General features: G+C 38.2%; 16 protein-coding genes. 10 read left to right on the top strand and 6 right to left on the bottom strand.

Annotation, left to right across the window (positions count from 1 at the left end):
- Positions 1–136 precede the first annotated feature (136 nt).
- From glgB to glgP, 5 genes are all read left to right on the top strand, one after another.
- Complete coding sequence (glgB, locus tag ACUL40_RS16640) at positions 137–2,074, top strand: 1,4-alpha-glucan branching protein GlgB (protein ID WP_000111405.1); 1,938 nt, start codon at positions 137–139, stop codon at positions 2,072–2,074.
- Positions 2,022–3,152 (top strand): glucose-1-phosphate adenylyltransferase, encoded by a 1,131-nt coding sequence (gene glgC, locus ACUL40_RS16635; protein WP_000057619.1) that lies wholly within the window; start codon positions 2,022–2,024, stop codon positions 3,150–3,152. The genes glgB and glgC overlap by 53 nt, the downstream gene beginning before the upstream one ends.
- An 18-nt stretch (positions 3,153–3,170) precedes the next feature.
- A complete protein-coding gene (gene glgD / locus ACUL40_RS16630; protein WP_000504168.1) occupies positions 3,171–4,205 on the top strand; it encodes a glucose-1-phosphate adenylyltransferase subunit GlgD in 1,035 nt (344 codons plus the stop codon).
- 113 nt (positions 4,206–4,318) lie between these two features.
- A complete protein-coding gene (glgA, locus tag ACUL40_RS16625; protein WP_033666648.1) occupies positions 4,319–5,749 on the top strand; it encodes a glycogen synthase GlgA in 1,431 nt (476 codons plus the stop codon).
- 18 nt (positions 5,750–5,767) lie between these two features.
- Positions 5,768–8,176 (top strand): glycogen phosphorylase, encoded by a 2,409-nt coding sequence (gene glgP / locus ACUL40_RS16620; protein WP_065212165.1) that lies wholly within the window; start codon positions 5,768–5,770, stop codon positions 8,174–8,176.
- Between the two features lie 102 nt (positions 8,177–8,278).
- Here glgP and ACUL40_RS16615 read toward each other — a convergent pair whose 3' ends face one another.
- The 4 genes from ACUL40_RS16615 to ACUL40_RS16600 form a co-directional block, all read right to left on the bottom strand.
- A complete protein-coding gene (locus tag ACUL40_RS16615; RefSeq protein WP_000911075.1) occupies positions 8,279–8,413 on the bottom strand; it encodes a hypothetical protein in 135 nt (44 codons plus the stop codon).
- A 76-nt stretch (positions 8,414–8,489) separates the two neighbouring features.
- Complete coding sequence (locus ACUL40_RS16610) at positions 8,490–9,212, bottom strand: lipase family protein (protein WP_001260111.1); 723 nt, start codon at positions 9,210–9,212, stop codon at positions 8,490–8,492.
- 337 nt (positions 9,213–9,549) lie between these two features.
- Entirely contained in the window at positions 9,550–9,699 is a 150-nt protein-coding gene (locus ACUL40_RS16605) for a hypothetical protein (RefSeq protein ID WP_000521639.1), read from the bottom strand.
- 214 nt (positions 9,700–9,913) lie between these two features.
- Positions 9,914–10,696, bottom strand: a complete 783-nt coding sequence (locus tag ACUL40_RS16600; protein WP_001201257.1) for a TIGR00266 family protein — start codon at positions 10,694–10,696, stop codon at positions 9,914–9,916.
- A 391-nt stretch (positions 10,697–11,087) separates the two neighbouring features.
- Between ACUL40_RS16600 and cspD the strand changes: the two genes are divergently transcribed.
- Positions 11,088–11,288: a cold-shock protein CspD gene (gene cspD / locus ACUL40_RS16595; RefSeq protein ID WP_001193054.1), complete on the top strand. Its 201-nt coding sequence runs from the start codon at positions 11,088–11,090 to the stop codon at positions 11,286–11,288.
- A 44-nt stretch (positions 11,289–11,332) separates the two neighbouring features.
- On the opposite strand, the gene ACUL40_RS16590 is transcribed toward cspD, so the two are convergent.
- Positions 11,333–12,064 (bottom strand): yteA family sporulation protein, encoded by a 732-nt coding sequence (locus ACUL40_RS16590; RefSeq protein ID WP_065212166.1) that lies wholly within the window; start codon positions 12,062–12,064, stop codon positions 11,333–11,335.
- 109 nt (positions 12,065–12,173) lie between these two features.
- Positions 12,174–13,127, bottom strand: coding sequence for a 1,4-dihydroxy-2-naphthoate polyprenyltransferase (locus tag ACUL40_RS16585; protein WP_065212167.1), 954 nt, complete (start codon positions 13,125–13,127; stop codon positions 12,174–12,176).
- A gap of 194 nt (positions 13,128–13,321) precedes the next feature.
- Here ACUL40_RS16585 and ACUL40_RS16580 point away from each other — a divergent pair, with 194 nt between their 5' ends.
- The 4 genes from ACUL40_RS16580 (at position 13,322) to menB (ending at position 18,163) form a co-directional block, all read left to right on the top strand.
- On the top strand, positions 13,322–14,716 hold the full coding sequence (locus tag ACUL40_RS16580; RefSeq protein WP_000616738.1) for an isochorismate synthase: 1,395 nt from the start codon (positions 13,322–13,324) through the stop codon (positions 14,714–14,716).
- Positions 14,713–16,467 carry a 2-succinyl-5-enolpyruvyl-6-hydroxy-3-cyclohexene-1-carboxylic-acid synthase gene (gene menD / locus ACUL40_RS16575; protein WP_001059189.1) on the top strand — a complete coding sequence of 585 codons (1,755 nt, stop codon included), beginning with the start codon at positions 14,713–14,715 and terminating at the stop codon, positions 16,465–16,467. Before ACUL40_RS16580 ends, menD begins: the two co-directional genes overlap by 4 nt.
- On the top strand, positions 16,464–17,276 hold the full coding sequence (gene menH, locus ACUL40_RS16570) for a 2-succinyl-6-hydroxy-2,4-cyclohexadiene-1-carboxylate synthase (protein ID WP_001103356.1): 813 nt from the start codon (positions 16,464–16,466) through the stop codon (positions 17,274–17,276). Before menD ends, menH begins: the two co-directional genes overlap by 4 nt.
- Before the next feature lie 68 nt (positions 17,277–17,344).
- Positions 17,345–18,163 carry a 1,4-dihydroxy-2-naphthoyl-CoA synthase gene (gene menB / locus ACUL40_RS16565; protein WP_000963881.1) on the top strand — a complete coding sequence of 273 codons (819 nt, stop codon included), beginning with the start codon at positions 17,345–17,347 and terminating at the stop codon, positions 18,161–18,163.
- Positions 18,164–18,369 lie beyond the last annotated feature (206 nt).

Raw genomic sequence — 18,369 nt, 5'->3', positions numbered from 1 at the left:
TACACGGAAATGTGAAGAAAAACTAACGTTTTTAAGAAAAAAACGAATATTTTTTATAAATTAACAAGGATATTGCAGTTTTTCGCAGAAATAGTTAAAGTATAAAAAATTCTGTCATCTAAGTGAGGTGAGCATATTGAGTGTAATAAATTGTGAAGAAGTGAAACGAGATGAGTTTCATACAGAAAAGTACTATGAAAGTTATAACATCTTTGGCGCACATGTTGTGACGGAAGATGAGATTCAAGGGGTACGATTTACAGTGTGGGCTCCTCATGCGAAAGCAATGAGTGTTGTTGGAGATTTTAATGAGTGGGATTATGAGCAACATAAAATGCTACAAGTGACAGAAGAAGGCATTTGGTCCTTGTTTATACCGCATATTGAAGAAGGAGAAATATATAAATATGCGATTGAAACGTTGGCTGGTGACGTCATTTTAAAGGCAGATCCGTATGCTGTATATGCAGAAGTAAGACCGAATACGGCATCTGTAGTTTTTGATATAAAGGGATATGAATGGAATGATAAAAACTGGACTCGTAAGAAAAAGAAAAAATCGATTTATAAAGAAGCGATGACAGTTTATGAATTGCATTTTGGTTCTTGGAAAAAGAAAGAAGATGGAACACTGTATTCTTACAGGGAAATGGTAGAAGAACTCATTCCATATGTGGTGGAACATCAATTTACACATATTGAAATTATGCCGCTTGTTGAGCATCCATATGATCGTTCTTGGGGATATCAAGGAACGGGATATTATGCAGCGACGAGTAGATTTGGTACACCGCATGATTTAATGTATTTTGTCGACGAATGTCATAAATATGGAATCGGTGTCATTTTAGATTGGGTGCCGGGGCATTTTTGTAAAGATGCTCACGGTTTATATTTGTTTGATGGCACACCGACCTATGAATATAAAGATAAAGATGTACAAGAAAATCCAGTATGGGGAACTGTCAATTTTGATTTAGGAAAGAGAGAGGTACGTAATTTCTTAATTTCAAATGCGTTATTTTGGATGAGATATTTCCATATTGATGGTTTCAGAGTAGATGCAGTTGCGAACATGTTGTACTGGAATAAAGAAGGACAAGAGCAAAGTAATGAGCATGCTGTTTCATTTTTAAGAGAGTTGAATGAAGCAGTGTTTGCAGAGGATGAAGATTTTCTTATGACGGCAGAAGATTCAACAGCTTGGCCACTTGTAACAACTCCAACGTATGAAGGTGGGCTTGGATTCAATTACAAATGGAACATGGGCTGGATGAATGACGTGCTGAAATATATGGAGTGTGCGCCTGAATATAGGAAACACATTCATGAGAAAATGACGTTTTCTTTGCTATATGCGTACTCTGAAAACTTCATATTACCGCTTTCTCATGATGAAGTCGTTCATGGGAAAAAGTCGTTATTAAATAAAATGCCAGGTGATTACTGGGATAAGTTTGCTCAGCTTCGTTTATTATATGGATATTTCTTTACTCACCCAGGAAAGAAATTACTTTTCATGGGAGGGGAATTCGGACAGTTTGATGAGTGGAAAGACCTTGAAGATTTAGATTGGAATTTACATGATTTTGAAATGCATCGTTATATGCATGATTACTTTAAAGAGCTCATAGCATTGTATAAGCGCTCAAAACCACTTTGGCAGCTTGATCATTCGCCTGAAGGTTTTCAGTGGATTGATGCTAATAATAACGAGCAAAGTATTTTCTCGTTTATCCGCCAAGGGGATAAACAAGAGGATGCGTTAGTTATCGTATGTAATTTTACGAAAGCTACATATGAAAACTATAAAGTAGGTGTACCAGATTTCGAGTATTATAACGAGATTTTAAACAGTGATGCACAGCAATATGGCGGTTCGGGGCAAGTGAATAAGAAACGTCTTAAGACGATTCTAGAACCGTACCATAATCAAGCAGCACATGTAGAGATTACAATTCCACCATTTGGCGTATCCATATTACGACCAGTGAAGACGAGAAAGGGGAGCAAAAAACAAGATGGCTCAAAAACAAAAGTGCGTAGCAATGTTACTAGCAGGGGGAAAAGGTAGTCGATTAAGTGCATTAACAAAAAATTTAGCCAAGCCAGCTGTTCCATTTGGTGGTAAATATCGCATTATTGATTTTACGCTAAGTAACTGCGCAAATTCTGGTATTGAAACGGTTGGGATTTTAACGCAATATCAACCACTAGAACTTCATAATTATATCGGAATCGGCAATGCATGGGATTTAGACCGAGTAAGCGGTGGAGTCACAGTATTACCTCCTTATGCGGAGTCTTCAGGTGTGAAGTGGTACACAGGTACGGCAAGTGCCATTTATCAAAACTTAAACTATTTAAGTCAATATGAACCAGAGTATGTTCTTATTTTATCAGGCGACCATATTTATAAAATGGATTACAGTAAGATGCTAGATTACCATATTGAGAAAGAATCGGACGTATCCATTTCTGTTATTGAAGTACCTTGGGATGAAGCGAGTCGCTTTGGCATTATGAATACAAATGAAGAAATGGAGATTGTTGAGTTTGAAGAGAAACCACAATTTCCAAGAAGTAATCTTGCATCAATGGGAATCTATATTTTTAATTGGTCAATTTTGAAAGAGTATTTAGAGATGGATGCAAGAAACCCTGAATCTAGTAACGATTTCGGAAAAGACGTACTTCCGCTTTTATTGGATGAAGGGAAGAAGTTAATGGCGTATCCGTTTGAAGGATATTGGAAAGATGTTGGAACGGTGAAGAGCTTATGGGAAGCGAATATGGATTTGCTTCGCGATGAAACATCACTGAATTTAAACGATCGTAATTGGCGTATTTACTCTGTCAATCCAAACGAACCGCCTCAATATATTGCTGAAAAGGCGAAAGTAGAAGAATCGCTTATTAACGAAGGATGCGTCATTGAAGGGGACGTGAAGCATTCTGTGTTATTCCAAGGAGTGACGGTGGAAGAAGGAAGTATGGTGATTGATTCTGTCGTTATGCCAGGGGCTAAGATTGGTAAAAATGTTGTGATTGAAAGAGCGATTGTTGGATCAGAAATGGTTATCGAAGATGGAACAATCATTCGTCCAGAAAAGAATGTTGACGATGTAGTATTAATTGCTGAAGGGAAATAGAAAAGGGGGATGAAATGAATGGGAGAAAAAATGTTAGGAATTATTAATGCAACGGGAAGTTTTCCTTCCTTAAAGAAAGTAACAGGGCATCGTTCACTAGCGGCGTTACCGTTTGGGGGCCGTTATCGACTCATTGATTTCATGCTTTCAAATATGGTGAATTCTAGTATTCATAGTGTGGCAGTTTTTACAAGCCATAAAAATCGTTCGTTAATGGACCATGTTGGTTCAGGAAAACAGTGGGATTTAGATAGAAAACGAGACGGACTATTTTTATTCCCGCCAAACTGCCAATGTGACCAAGATGAATTTGGGTCTTTTGCACACTTTAGAAGACATATTGATTATTTTCTAAGAAGCAGAGAAGAGTACGTTGTTATTACGAATAGCCATCTCGTAACAGCATTAAATTTTCAAGCGGTGTTAGAGCGACATATACATACGGCAGCTGATATTACAGAAGTTTGCCATGAAGGGGTTTCGCTTCAAACATACGTGTTAAAGAAACAATTATTGTTAGACTTATTTGAGTCATATAAAGGTGTGGAACAATACAGTTTATTTGATGTAGTGAGAGAAAAGCGCGGGAAATCATTACACATTGCTACATATGAACATACTGGATATGTAGCAATTATTGACTCGATTGAAAGTTACTATAAACATAGCTTAGAAATTTTGCAACCTGCTATTTGGAAGCAATTATTTAAGAAAGAAGCACCGATCTTTACGAAAGTAAAAGATGAGCCACCAACTCGTTATTTAAAGGGTGCAGTCGTGAAAAATACAATGATTGCAAATGGCAGTATTATTGAAGGGGAAGTCGAAAACAGTGTTGTTTCCCGTTCGGTTAAAATTGGAAAAGGTTCAATTATTCGTAACAGTATTATTATGCAAAAGAGCCAAATTGGAGATAACTGTATAATAGACGGTGTTATTATTGATAAAGACGTGAAAATTGGCGACGGTGTCGTATTAAAAGGAAGCGCCGATGAGCCGTATGTTGTAGAAAAAGGAAGCGTACAAAACAGTACGATTAATAGTTATTCCTAAAGAATCAGTGGGGGCTTTTTCCTCCACTGATTAAAGTTTTAATTTAAATGAAAACTCGAAGGGAGGAAGCTGCAAGAGGAGTAATAAAAACTTTTCGCGCAGTGGGACAACAAGTGAATATTTTATTTGCAGTATCAGAATGTGTACCGTTTGTGAAATCGGGAGGATTAGCTGATGTAGCGGGTGCGCTCCCAAAAGAGCTAAAAAAATTAGGAGTGGACGTTCGTATTATACTTCCGAATTATAGTCTCATTCCGCAAAAGTTAAGAGATGGATGTACGTTACATAAAGTAATTAACGTCCCTCTTGGGTGGAGAAATCAATATTGTGGAATTTTAAAAGGTGAGCAAGACGGAATTACGTATTACTTAATAGATAATGAATATTATTTTAAGAGAGATTCTCTGTATGGTCATTACGATGACGGAGAGCGTTTTTCTTATTTCTCAAAAGCGGTGTTAGAGTGTATTCCGCACCTTGATTTTGAAGTGGATGTTCTTCATAGCCACGATTGGCATACGGCTATGGTTAATTTCTTACTTCGTGAAAAGTATCAAGATAACCCGTTATATGAGCGTATTAAAACGGTATATACAATTCATAACTTGCAGTTCCAAGGAGTATTTCCTCCTGAAGTGATGTACGACTTGTTAGAGCTTGGTGATGAATATTTTCATAGTGAGCAGCTAGAGTTTTATGGAAACGTAAACTTTATGAAAGGCGGTATTATTGCTTCGGATCAAATTACAGCGGTGAGCCCGACGTATAAGGAAGAAATTCAATATGAATTTTTCGGTGAGAAGTTAGATGGATTACTGCGAAAATATAATGATAAGCTTAGCGGCATTGTAAATGGTATTGATACGAGCGTATATAATCCAGAAACGGATTCGTATATTAAGGCCCAGTATGATGCAGATTCATTATATGAAAAGAGTGAAAATAAACGCGCCTTGCAGCGTTATTTTGGTTTGCCAGAAAAAGAGGATACACCAATTATTTCAATGGTAACGAGATTAACGAAGCAAAAAGGTCTTGATTTAGTACGTACTGTATTCCGCGAAATAATGGAAGAAGATGTACAATGTATTATTTTAGGTTCAGGTGATTCGGAATATGAGCAATTCTTTGAGTGGATGGCATATGAGTATCCGGAGAAGGTAAAAGTTTATATCGGATTTAATGAAGAATTAGCTCACCAAGTGTATGCGGGAAGCGATTTGTTTTTAATGCCATCGCTGTTTGAACCGTGTGGACTTGGACAACTTATCGCATTAGCATACGGTACGATTCCAATTGTAAGAGAAACAGGTGGGTTAAACGATACGGTACATTCTTATGATGAAGAAACTGGAGAAGGAAATGGTTTCAGTTTCACGAATTTTAATGCACATGACATGCTGCATACGATTCATCGTGCAATTGAATTCTATCATGATAAACCAGTGTGGGAGCAGCTTGTAAAACAAGCGATGACTGAAGATTATAGCTGGGAGCAATCGGCTCTTGCTTATAAGGAATTGTATAAAAGTCTCATGGAATAACATGTAGGTGGTGAAAAAATGTTTACTCATGTTGAAAGTTTTAAATCAACTTTTCTAGAAAAGTTAGAGACGATGTATGGTAAAAGTTTTAAAGATTCTACAACTCGTGATCAATATAATACACTCGGCCATATGGTACGTGAGTATATGAATAGTCAATGGATTGCAACGAACGAGAGTTATCGATCCGGAGAGCAAAAGCAAATGTATTACTTGTCTATTGAGTTTTTGCTTGGACGTTTGCTTGGAAGTAACATCTTGAATTTAGGTATTCGAGATGTATGCGAGCAGGGGTTATCTGAACTAGGGATTTCGTTACAAGAGTTAGAAGAAGTGGAAGCAGATGCAGGCCTTGGTAATGGTGGGCTTGGACGCTTAGCAGCCTGTTTTCTCGATTCACTCGCATCTTTAAACTTACCAGGACACGGCTGTGGAATTCGTTATAAACATGGTTTGTTTGATCAGAAAATTGTTGATGGTTATCAAGTTGAATTTCCAGAACAGTGGCTTCTTCATGAAAACGTATGGGAAGTAAGAAGGTATGATCAAGCTGTAGAAGTAAGTTATTTCGGCAGTGTTGAACCGCTAGAAATTGACGGGCGTTTAGAGTTTAGGCATACAAATGCAGAAGTCATTATGGCCGTGCCATATGATGTGCCGGTAGTTGGCTATGAGACGAGTACTGTAAATACACTTAGACTTTGGAATGCTGAACCAGTTCCTTTCCCGCAAAACTGCAAAGATATTTTGAAATATAAGCGTGAAACAGAGGCTGTATCGGAGTTTTTATATCCAGATGATACGCATGATGAGGGAAAAATACTTCGTTTAAAACAACAGTATTTCCTCGTATCAGCAAGTTTGCAAAATATCGTTCGAATGCATAGAGAAAGATATGGTGACCTTCGTCAACTACATGAAAAAATTGCGATCCACATTAACGATACACATCCGGTTTTAGCAATTCCGGAACTAATGCGTATTTTACTAGACGAAGAAAAGTTAGCATGGGAAGAAGCTTGGCACATAACGACGCAGACGATTTCTTATACGAATCATACGACGTTATCAGAAGCGCTCGAAAAGTGGCCAATTCACATTTTTAAACCGTTATTACCGAGAATTTATATGATTATTGAAGAGATTAATGAACGTTTCTGTCATGAACTGTGGGAACAGTATCCGTATGAGTGGGATCGTATTGAAGCAATGGCGATTATTGCACATGACCTTGTGAAAATGGCTCATTTAGCGATTGTCGGTAGCCATAGCGTAAACGGTGTAGCAAAAATTCATACGGAAATATTAAAGCAGCGGGAAATGCGATTGTTTTATGAATTTTATCCAGATAAGTTTAATAATAAGACGAATGGAATTGCTCATAGGCGCTGGCTTATGAAAGCAAATCCACAGTTAACAAATCTCATTTCAGAGGCGATTGGAACGGAGTGGAAGAAAGAACCGATTAAGCTTCAAGAGCTACAATTAGTTCAATATGATGCGAGTTTCCAAGAGAAATTTGCAGAGGTAAAACAAGAGCGTAAAGAGATTTTAGCGGAGCGTATTCATAATACAATGGGGATTACCATTGATCCAAATTCTATTTTTGATGTGCAAGTGAAAAGATTACATGCTTATAAACGACAATTATTAAATGTTCTTCATATTTTATATTTGTATAACCGTTTGAAAGAGGATGCTAGTTTTACATTTTATCCGCGTACTTTTATTTTTGGAGCGAAAGCATCACCTGGCTATTATTACGCGAAAAAAATTATTAAATTAATAAATGAACTCGCAAGAAAAGTAAATAATGACCCGTATGTCAGTCAATATATGAAAGTTATCTTTCTAGAAAACTATCGAGTTTCTTTAGCTGAAGATATATTCCCAGCAGCGGATGTAAGTGAACAAATTTCAACGGCGAGTAAAGAAGCATCGGGAACAGGTAATATGAAATTTATGATGAATGGTGCGATTACACTCGGAACGCTAGACGGTGCTAACGTTGAAATAAAAGACCGGGTCGGTGAGGATAACTGTTTTATTTTCGGTTTAACGGCCGAAGAGGTTCTTCATTACTATCAAAATGGTGGGTATCGTGCAAGTGATTATTATCACCACAATAGGCACATTAAAAAAATAGTTGATCAATTAACAAATGGTTTCTTTGCACAATCGGGAGCTGAATTTGAAGCAATTTACGATTCTCTCGTTATTCAAAACGATGAATATTTCGTTCTGCGAGATTTTGGTCCGTATGCTGAAAGACAAGAAGCTGTTGGTAGAGCTTATGAGAACCGAACGAAGTGGCTAGAAATGTCTATTTTAAATATTGCACAGTCTGGTCATTTTGCGAGCGATCGAACGATTTTGCAGTACAGTAATGAAATTTGGGGTATCGGTAATGCAGTTAAACAGTTTTAAAGAGGTTGCTATATTGGGAGATATATTATCGATTTACCAACAAAATGGATATTAATAAATAAAACGAGCTTAATAAAATTAAGCTCGTTTTATTTATTTTGCTTAAGAAAGAAATGGAACAGTGGTATATATGATACCTGCCCCATCATACTCTCCTGTCGCAAAGTATGAAAATGTAAAGAAACCTGTAACCGTAAAAATTACAATAAGAAAAAGTGCGAAGATAAATTTTAACATGTAAGGTCCCCTCATCCAAAAATAACTTCATACATTATTATAGTATACGAATATTTTATTTCCAATTGTTTACTGGTTAAAAATGAGAAGTCAGACATGTTTTGTATGTTGTAATGGAATGATTATTTGTAATGGATTTTGTGTTTTTTGTAAATGTCATGTTGTGATGGACGTGTGCATACTCCCAATCATGATCATTAAAATTTATGTTTCGGGGAGGGAGAAGTGGGACGACATCGAACAAGTTGACGAAACGAAAGCTACTAGCTACTTGTAGTTTATAATAATTTCGAAAAGCGATATCTCCTACTTTTGGAGAAGCGAATGTATAAAGTCCATACTGTGCGAAGGCAGTATTTATACGTGCATCTAATATGTGTAATGTGGCAAGCGCGCCACCTAGACTATGCCCAGTAGCTAGCAGTTTTTTATGTGCTGGCAATGATACGAGCATATCCATAATAGAATCACGACAAGACTCATAAATAGAGAGAAAACCGTTATGGACATTTCCGCCATTTAAAGCATAAGGATAAGGTTTTTGATTGACGAGAGAATCAATAATCCAATCTGGATCTGTTTGAGTGCCTCTGAAGGCAACAATAATTGTATCCTCAGATTCTAATATAAATCCGAACCATTCTGTTGTTTGAATGGCCTTTCCTTGAAACCCTTGTACATATTGAAAACCATCTGGTATTTCGAAAATGCCATTTTGTTTATATTGTTCATACGTTAACTCACAACAAGAAGCTAACAGTATGGCAGTGTCTTTATCAAAGGATAAAGGAGTACGCATTAAGGAAGCCCTCCTTAAGAAAAAGTATAGTTTAATATATGCAGTGAGGAACTTGATTCATTCTTTTGGAGGTGGGGAATAGCTTGTATCGCTTATCTAAATCAGTGGAGGAAATTATAAGGTCAAAATAAAACAGTGCCTGATAAGGGCACTGTTTACTCTTTTTCATCTCAAGGAATCGGCTTTTTTAGTTATTCTTAATGAACTGACGCATGCGTTAGTTGCATAAGTAAGAGGTTTGAAAAAATAGCCTGTATATATTTGAACGATGAATAACTTACCTATTTTCTTGTGTTTGTTTACACTATATACAGAAAAATTTGAAAAACAAAACGTATTATTTATCTGTTTGTTTTTGCTTCTTTTTCAAATACTCCGTACGCAATTTTTCAAGTTGTTGCTTTTTATCAAATTTGGCAGGTTTCTGTTTTTCATGGAACTTTGCCACAGCTACCTGACTTTTGGAATCCAATTGATATTTTCCCACTTTGTTCACCTACTTTTCTTGTCTCTAAAGAGAATCTATTCAACAAATATAATATACCTTATTTTCCTGAAGTAAACCTTATTACTTTATTTTAACTGCTTTTTCTCGTTTGTAGACGTAAATTAAAACACCCTTTCACTGCATTACTGCAAGCAAGGGTGTTTTAATTTTATTATTTTATTAGTTGATGGCCATGCCTACATAAGGGCACAGTTTACTCTTTCCCATCTAATAAACGACCAAGTCCACCTAATACACTACCTTCGCCAGTACTTTGCGCTGCTGGGCTTGTAAGACGTGCTGCTAAGCGGCTAAGTGTTAAGGACTGAATCCAAACTGTTCCAGGACCTTCTAATGTTGCGAAGAATAAACCCTCGCCGCCAAATAGAGCTGTTTTTACTTTACCAACGAACTCGACATCATAGTTAATGTCTTTTGTCATAGCAACGAGACAACCTGTATCAATGCGAAGTTTCTCACCAGGTTTTAATTCACGTTTATATACAGTTCCACCTGCGTGCATGAAAGCAAGGCCATCACCTTCAAGTTTCTGCATGATGAAACCTTCACCACCGAAGAAACCAGTTCCTATTTTTTTCGTAAATTCAATTCCGATGGAAACACCTTTTGCGGCACAAAGAAAGGCATCTTTTTGACAAACTACTTTTCCTTGATACTCTGTTAAATCTACAGGAATAATTTTACCAGGATAAGGAGCAGCAAATGAGACGTGGCGCTTGCCGTGACCTGTATTTGTAAATACAGTCATAAACATACTTTCGCCTGTAACGAGACGTTTACCAGCGCCCATTAATTTTCCGAATAAACCTCCAGATGGGCCAGAACCATCACCGAAGATTGTTTCCATTTCTATGTAATCTTCCATCATCATCATTGCGCCAGCTTCTGCAATCACGCTCTCTTCTGGATCTAACTCAATTTCAACAAACTGCATATCATCGCCATATAACTTATACTCGATTTCGTGTGCTCTCATTTTTTTCACCTCGTATGTAATAGATACTTATATTGTACAGAATTTAATAGGATTAGAATACTTTAGTTTTGTTAATTTTCAAATAAAGTGGAACCAGCCAAAACTGATTATCAGCTCCCGCCAATCAAGCTGTCCACAAATGGCGGGATAATATATGAATATGGAAATTCAACATTATATTAAAATTATAAAAAAATGGTGGAATGAAAGTGTTCTCATTTGACGTTTTGGATATAGCGTGATATAGTGAAATCACTATTGAGCTACATAATGTGGTACGGAAATAAAGCACGTTGAATTAAAGGCTGTAAGCTTGTTATACATTCATGTCCTTTATATCCACCTTTTCATGTGGATTCATAGTTTCATTTTTATTTAGGAGGTACATGACATGCAAACAGGTAAAGTTAAATGGTTCAACAGCGAAAAAGGTTTCGGTTTCATCGAAGTTGAAGGTGGAGACGATGTATTCGTTCACTTCTCAGCTATCCAAGGTGACGGATTCAAAACTTTAGAAGAAGGTCAAGAAGTTTCTTTCGAAATCGTTGAAGGTAACCGTGGACCACAAGCTGCTAACGTTACAAAAAACTAATTAGCTAGCGATAAAAAGCATTCCGATTTTCGGAATGCTTTTTTTTATTCTTTGGAACTAGATTCATTTGAAGATAATTCACCTTTGAAGGTACGTTCTTCAAAATCATCAAGCATTTGTTCATATTCTTCATGCTCTTCTGTAGCGAAAACTTGTGGGTTTTTCCCGTACATATCCGTACCGATAAAGTTTTCAAAATCCTCCACGTAGCCTACGTTTTCTTCACTATTTACATACATGCCATTATAGTTTTTTGAATCTTGTCTTTCTAAATCAGACGGCGTTTCAGATGTTCCATAATTTGCGACATCTTGCCACGCATCTTCCGCATCGTACTCAACAGAATCGTCCTCATCATGCTTGTGGAAAGAAGGAGACAACACTTCTTCTTCAACTGGTCGTGTATTCATATTTAACTTATTTGTCGCGTGCTGGATGCATGTTGTAGCAGTCGGCATTGCTTCCAATCTTTCAAATGGAATCTCTTCGCCAGACACTTCGCAAATGCCGTACGTACCCGCTTCTATTTTTTGCAAGGCATGTTTCGTGTCCTCAAGCTGTTTATGCCAAAGTTCAATAAGCCCGAAGTCTTTTTCCCGTTCATATAGCTCTGTAGCCATATCACCTGGATGGTTGTCATAGCTAGACAGTTCTCCTACTGAGTCACGTTCAGAAGCACGATCTGTATTTTCATGAGTTTGTATCGTTTGCTCTAGTTCTTGTTTTTGTTTTTCTAAAATGGATTTAAATTGACCTACTTGTTGTGGAGTTAACATAGTCGTCCACCTTCCTACAATTCAGTTTCTTTACATAGTATGAGCGTTGAGAGTAGGAATTATGAGATGAATTTTAGATATGAAAAAGGAGCCGCATAAGCAGCTCCTTTTATAGAAAGTATCCAAGTAATAATCCGATTCCCATTAGGAAACCGAAGATTGTATTTGTTTTTGCTGTTGCAATCATCGCAGGTACCATTTCTATCGGAATGCTTTTGCCGATAAAGCCTTTCGTCGCTTTAAATGCTTTCGGCGCACTTAAAAATACGATAAGCATCCATGGTGATACGATGCCCACGATAATTAAAGCAATTGTCCAAATGTAGGAAACGATGAACATCGAAGCAAGTACACCAACCGCTCGCTCGCGTCCAACGAGAATTGCTAACGTTTTACGACCGTTTTCTTTATCGCCATCCAAGTCACGGATATTATTCGCTAGTAAAATGGCACCAATTAAAATGGAGCTTGGAATAGATAGTAAAATGACTTCTGATGTTACAGTTCCAGTTTGAATAAAGAATGAAATCCCAATAATAATGACACCCATAAATAATCCGGCTGTCAACTCTCCAAATGGTGTATATGCAATTGGAAGTGGGCCACCTGTATAAAGGTAAGCAACGGCCATACAAACAAGACCGATTGCAGCAAGCCACCAGCTAGAATTTATACAAATATAAACACCTAATAGTATTGCGATGCCGAAAAATCCAAATGCTAAGTTAAGCACTGTTTTTGGCTGAATGCCATCGCGAACGATAGCGCCGCCGATACCAACTGAACCTTCGTGATCGAGTCCTCTTTTATAATCAAAGTATTCATTAAACATGTTTGTTGCTGCTTGAATGAGAAGACAAGCAAGAAGCATCATAAGGAAAAGAGGAAGATGTATTTGATTTATACCTCCGACCTGCATCGAATATGCTGTTCCGATGAAAACAGGTACGAAAGCGGCTGTTAATGTATGGGGACGTAGTAAACTCCACCAGATGCGCCAGCCTGTTTGCTTACTTGGCTTTGGCGCCGTAGGAGAGGAATTCGTTTTGACGTTCATTTCCATGTTGAATCCTCCTTTGGTCACATATTGTACACAACTAAGTGTAGAAAAAGCATCATTTAGTGTCAACGTTTATTTTCTAGGAAGAGAAGGTGAATTTCTCAGAAATGCTAAACGTTGACAGGCCTTTCGTTTGAGGTGTATCTTAAAATCAAGCGTAATTATGACTATTTTTCGCCCATAGGGGGGAGACAATTGTGATTCAAACGAAACAAAAAGGCTTGCAAGAAGTTCTTATTGCAGCTATCAAGCGTGCAACTAACGAAAAAACATTGGTTAGTTTTGTAAAACAAATAGACTGGGTGGATCCGCTTCTGTTCTATGCAGCAGGAAAAAGGATTTCATTCGAAAATAGATGTTATTTTGCAGACCCGGCTCAGCATGTAATATTTGCAGGAATTGGCTCTGTTTTCACTATAGCAAATTCTTCTCATAAGCGCTTTCAAACCGCTCGCGACGAGTGGGAGAAAGTAAAAGAGAATGCATTTGTCCAAAGAGATGAATATGAATTTGGAACGGGTCCGCTTTTATTTGGTGGTTTTTCATTTGATCCAGAAAAAGAGAAAACGGACCTATGGAAAGAATTTAAAGATACGACATTTTCACTACCAGCATTTTTATTAACTGTAAAAAATGAAAAAGCATGGTTAACGATGAATACATTTGTTTCAGCAACAGATTGTGCAGAAACTCTTTCTAACGAAATGATTTCTTTAGAAGAGAAGATTTTGGGAGAGAGTAAATGTGCGCTAAACGGATCGAAATTGACTGTTATTTCTAAAGTAGAAGTGGATCCGAAAGGCTGGATGAAAGCAATTGAAAAAGTACAAGATGAGATGAAGCAGGGTAACGTGCAGAAGGTTGTATTGGCGAGGGAACTAAAAGTAGAGATGAATCATTCGATTGATTCTGCTCTTGTTTTAGAAGCACTTCGCATTGGTCAACCGGATTGTTACGTATTTTCTTTTGATTATAAAGGAGCATGCTTCTTAGGAGCGACGCCTGAGAGATTAATTCGCAAAGAAGATGAGAAATTTACATCGATGTGTCTTGCGGGTTCAATCGGTCATGGTCATTCTATAGAAGAAAGTAAGCGAAATAGTAATGCGCTTCTTCATGATGAAAAGAATTTAGCTGAACATGGGTATGTTGTTAACATGATCCGCTCGGTACTAAATGAACATTGCGAATACGTTAATATTCCGGAAAGCCCAGGTTTATTAACAACGAAAAACTTAATTCACTTATATACGCCTGTAGAAGCAAAAGGCGATGCGAGTCTTTTAACAATGGTAGAAGAATTACATCCAACACCAGCTCTTGGCGGGACACCTCGTTTGGAAGCGATGAAACTGATCCGTGATGTTGAATTGTTAGACAGAGGGTTGTATGGTGCACCGATTGGCTGGATAGATGATGAAGGAAATGGTGAATTTGCGGTTGCGCTGCGCTGCGGATTATTAAACGGCGAGAAAGCATCCTTATTTGCCGGTTGTGGTATTGTAATTGATTCAATCCCGCAGCTTGAATATGAAGAAACAAGTTTGAAGTTTAGACCGATGCTTGGTGCTTTGGAGGAATTAATGAAATGAACAATCATATAGAAGCATTATCATATTATTTAGGCGCGTTCGTGGATGAACTGACGCGTCTAGATGTATGTGATGTTGTCATTAGTCCAGGCTCACGGTCAACGCCGATTGCTTTACTAATGGAACAACACGAAGGAATGAACACATATTTACATGTGGATGAAAGATCAGCAGGATTTTTCGCGCTCGGTATTGCGAAAGCAAAAAAACGCCCAGTAGCATTATTATGTACGTCAGGAACAGCAGCAGCGAACTATTATCCAGCTGTATGTGAAGCTTTTCATTCAAGGATCCCACTTATCGTCTTAACAGCGGATAGACCGCATGAATTAAGAGATGTGGGTGCACCACAAGCAATGAATCAATTTAATTTATACGGTACTTTTGTGAAACAATTTACAGAGATGGCACTGCCAGAAGCAAGTGAAGCGATGTATCATTACGCTCGTATGACGACGCAGCGTATAGTAGCAAATGCTTGTTTAGCACCGCAGGGTCCTGTTCATCTTAATTTTCCAGTTCGCGAGCCACTTATCCCTGATTTCTCACTAGAAAGCTTATGGGATAAAGGACGTAGTGAATATACAGGAGTAGTTCAGCAAGGAAACGCGGTGATGCCGAGTGAATATGTAGATTCTCTTGTAGGGCGCCTTTCACATATGGAAAAGGGGCTTATTATTTGTGGAGATGATAGTCATGCAGAAATCGCAATGTTTGCAACGCAACTAGCTGAAAAAACTGGCTATCCTATATTAGCAGACCCACTTTCTAATATTCGTAGCGGACACCACGATAAAACGATGGTAATTGACTGTTATGATACATTTTTACGAAATGAAAAGTTAAAAGAAACATGGAAACCGGACGTTTTAATTCGCTTTGGTGGTATGCCTGTTTCTAAATCATTAACGCAGTTCATAAAAAAACAAACAAAAGCAGTTCATATCGTTGTCGATGAATCAGGACAATGGAGAGATCCAGCTCTTGTTGCGACAGAAGTTGTACAAGCAAGTGACATTGAATTCTGCAAGGCATTAATAGAAAAAATGCCAGTTATGAAAAAGAATGATTGGTCCCTAATGTGGCAACATATAAACGAAAAAACGAAGGAAACGCTTCGTGAAATGGAAACATATGAAACTGCATTTGAAGGAAAGGTTATTACAGATATTGTGCGCGTATTACCAGAAGACGCAACGTTATTTGCGAGCAATAGTATGCCAATTCGTGATACAGACTCATTCTTCTTCACATCGGATAAAAACATCCATGTGATGGCAAACCGTGGTGTAAATGGTATTGATGGAATCATTTCGACAGCTCTAGGAGCAAGCGTTATTTGCGATCCACTTGTATTAGTAATTGGTGATTTATCATTTTATCACGATTTAAACGGGCTGTTGGCAGCGAAATTACATGAATTAAACATAACAATTGTCGTTGTAAATAATGATGGTGGGGGTATTTTCTCATTCTTACCACAGTATGAGAAAAAGGAACATTTTGAATCATTATTTGGAACACCAATTGGACTTGATTATGAGCATGTTGTCAAAATGTACGGCGGTTCATTTAGCCGTGTAAATGGTTGGGAGCAATTCCGAGAAGAAGTTCGAAAAGGAACGACGACAGAAGGTTTACACGTTGTGGAAATTTGTACGAATCGTGATGAAAACTTAACATTGCACCGTACGTTATGGGCAAAAACACAGGACGTAATTACTACATCGTTGCAAGGTGAATCAAAATGAACGTAACGCTGCAAGGTGTATCGTATGAATATGAAGTAGTCGGAAGCGGGGAACCACTTCTACTTCTTCATGGTTTTACGGGAAGCATGGAAACGTGGCGTTCTTTTATCTCTTCATGGAGTGAGCAGTTTCAAGTTATTGTAGTTGATCTTGTTGGGCACGGAAAGACGGAGAGTCCTGAAGATGTTGCGCATTATGATATCCGAAATGTGGCATTGCAAATGAAAGAACTACTAGATTACCTTCATATTGAAAAAGTACATATACTTGGCTACTCAATGGGAGGAAGACTGGCGATTACGATGGCATGTCTATATCCAGATTATGTACACTCTCTTTTATTAGAAAATTGTACAGCTGGGCTCGAAGACGAAGCGGATAGAAAAGAACGTCGTGAAAAAGATGATCGACTTGCCGATAAAATTGAGCGAGAAGGCATAGAAATTTTTGTATCGATGTGGGAAAATATTCCGCTTTTTGAAACGCAAAAACGTTTAGCAAAAAACGTACAAGAAGCGGTGCGAAAAGAACGACTTGCTAACAACCCAAAAGGGCTCGCAAATAGCTTGCGCGGCATGGGAACTGGGGCTCAGCCTTCATGGTGGGATGAGCTGAAAAACTTAAAAATACCTGTTCTTTTAATGAACGGAGAATATGATGAAAAGTTCTTCCGCATATTAAAAAACATCGAAAACTGCGTGTCTGACGCGAAATTTGTCAAAATTGATGGTGCTGGCCATGCAATTCATGTGGAACAACCGGAAAAGTTTGATACAATAGTAAAGGGATTTCTAAAAACTATGCAGTGATACTTTTTTCAGCAAGAAGGAAGCCACGCTTATAGGTGAAATCAGAAATATACAAGGAGGTAGTTGTAATGGCTATTGAATGGGTAAAAGAAGGCAATTACGAAGATATTATTTATTCAACATACAATGGTATCGCAAAGATTTCGATTAACCGTCCTGAAGTACATAACGCATTCCGCCCAAAAACGGTAATGGAGTTAATCGACGCTTTTGCACAAGCTCGTGATGATGCAAATGTTGGCGTTATCATTTTAACAGGTGAAGGTGGACGTGCATTCTGTTCTGGCGGCGACCAAAAAGTTCGCGGTCATGGCGGATATGTAGGTGATGACCAAATCCCACGTCTAAACGTATTAGACTTACAACGTCTAATTCGCGCAATTCCTAAACCAGTTATCGCAATGGTAGCAGGTTATGCAATCGGTGGAGGACACGTACTTCATATCGTATGTGACTTAACAATCGCTGCAGACAACGCTGTATTCGGACAAACAGGTCCTAAAGTAGGAAGCTTTGACGGTGGATACGGAGCTGGTTACTTAGCTCGTATGGTAGGCCACAAGAAAGCTCGCGAAATTTGGTACCTATGCCGTCAATACAACGCTCAAGAAGCACTTGATATGGGCTTAGTAAACACTGTAGTACCATTAGAAGAGCTTGAAGCAGAAACAGTACAATGGGCACAAGAAATTTTAGCAAACAGCCCAATGGCACTTCGTTTCCTAAAAGCTGCATTCAACGCAGACACAGACGGTCTAGCTGGTATTCAACAACTAGCTGGAGATGCAACGTTATTGTACTACACAACTGACGAAGCAAAAGAAGGTCGCGACGCATTCAAAGAAAAACGCAGTCCGGACTTCGGTCAATTCCCTCGTTTCCCGTGATCAAACCAAAAGCGGAAGCGGCTTGCTTAGAACAAGAGGGCGTTGGAACTCCTGACGTAGAGGCGCTTTTTGCCTCGTAGGAAGGCGTGAAACGACCGACTGTTCTAGCCGCTGTAGCTGGATGAAACCAAAAGCGAAAGCAGCTCGTTCAGAATGTGAGGGGGATGGAGCTTCTGACGTAGAGGCGCTTTTTGCCTCGTAGGAAG

It is taken from the genome of Bacillus sp. KNSH39, assembly GCF_052656585.1.
This window is presented reverse-complemented; position numbering and strand designations above follow the sequence as displayed.

Coding starts and splice junctions, on each gene's coding strand:
- glgC (WP_000057619.1), top strand. CDS start 2,022: ATGGCTCAAAAACAAAAGTGCGTAGCAATGTTACTAGCAGGGGGAAAA.
- glgD (WP_000504168.1), top strand. CDS start 3,171: ATGGGAGAAAAAATGTTAGGAATTATTAATGCAACGGGAAGTTTTCCT.
- glgP (WP_065212165.1), top strand. CDS start 5,768: ATGTTTACTCATGTTGAAAGTTTTAAATCAACTTTTCTAGAAAAGTTA.
- ACUL40_RS16615 (WP_000911075.1), bottom strand. CDS start 8,413: ATGTTAAAATTTATCTTCGCACTTTTTCTTATTGTAATTTTTACGGTT.
- ACUL40_RS16610 (WP_001260111.1), bottom strand. CDS start 9,212: ATGCGTACTCCTTTATCCTTTGATAAAGACACTGCCATACTGTTAGCT.
- ACUL40_RS16600 (WP_001201257.1), bottom strand. CDS start 10,696: ATGAGAGCACACGAAATCGAGTATAAGTTATATGGCGATGATATGCAG.
- cspD (WP_001193054.1), top strand. CDS start 11,088: ATGCAAACAGGTAAAGTTAAATGGTTCAACAGCGAAAAAGGTTTCGGT.
- ACUL40_RS16590 (WP_065212166.1), bottom strand. CDS start 12,064: ATGTTAACTCCACAACAAGTAGGTCAATTTAAATCCATTTTAGAAAAA.
- ACUL40_RS16585 (WP_065212167.1), bottom strand. CDS start 13,127: ATGGAAATGAACGTCAAAACGAATTCCTCTCCTACGGCGCCAAAGCCA.
- menD (WP_001059189.1), top strand. CDS start 14,713: ATGAACAATCATATAGAAGCATTATCATATTATTTAGGCGCGTTCGTG.
- menH (WP_001103356.1), top strand. CDS start 16,464: ATGAACGTAACGCTGCAAGGTGTATCGTATGAATATGAAGTAGTCGGA.
- menB (WP_000963881.1), top strand. CDS start 17,345: ATGGCTATTGAATGGGTAAAAGAAGGCAATTACGAAGATATTATTTAT.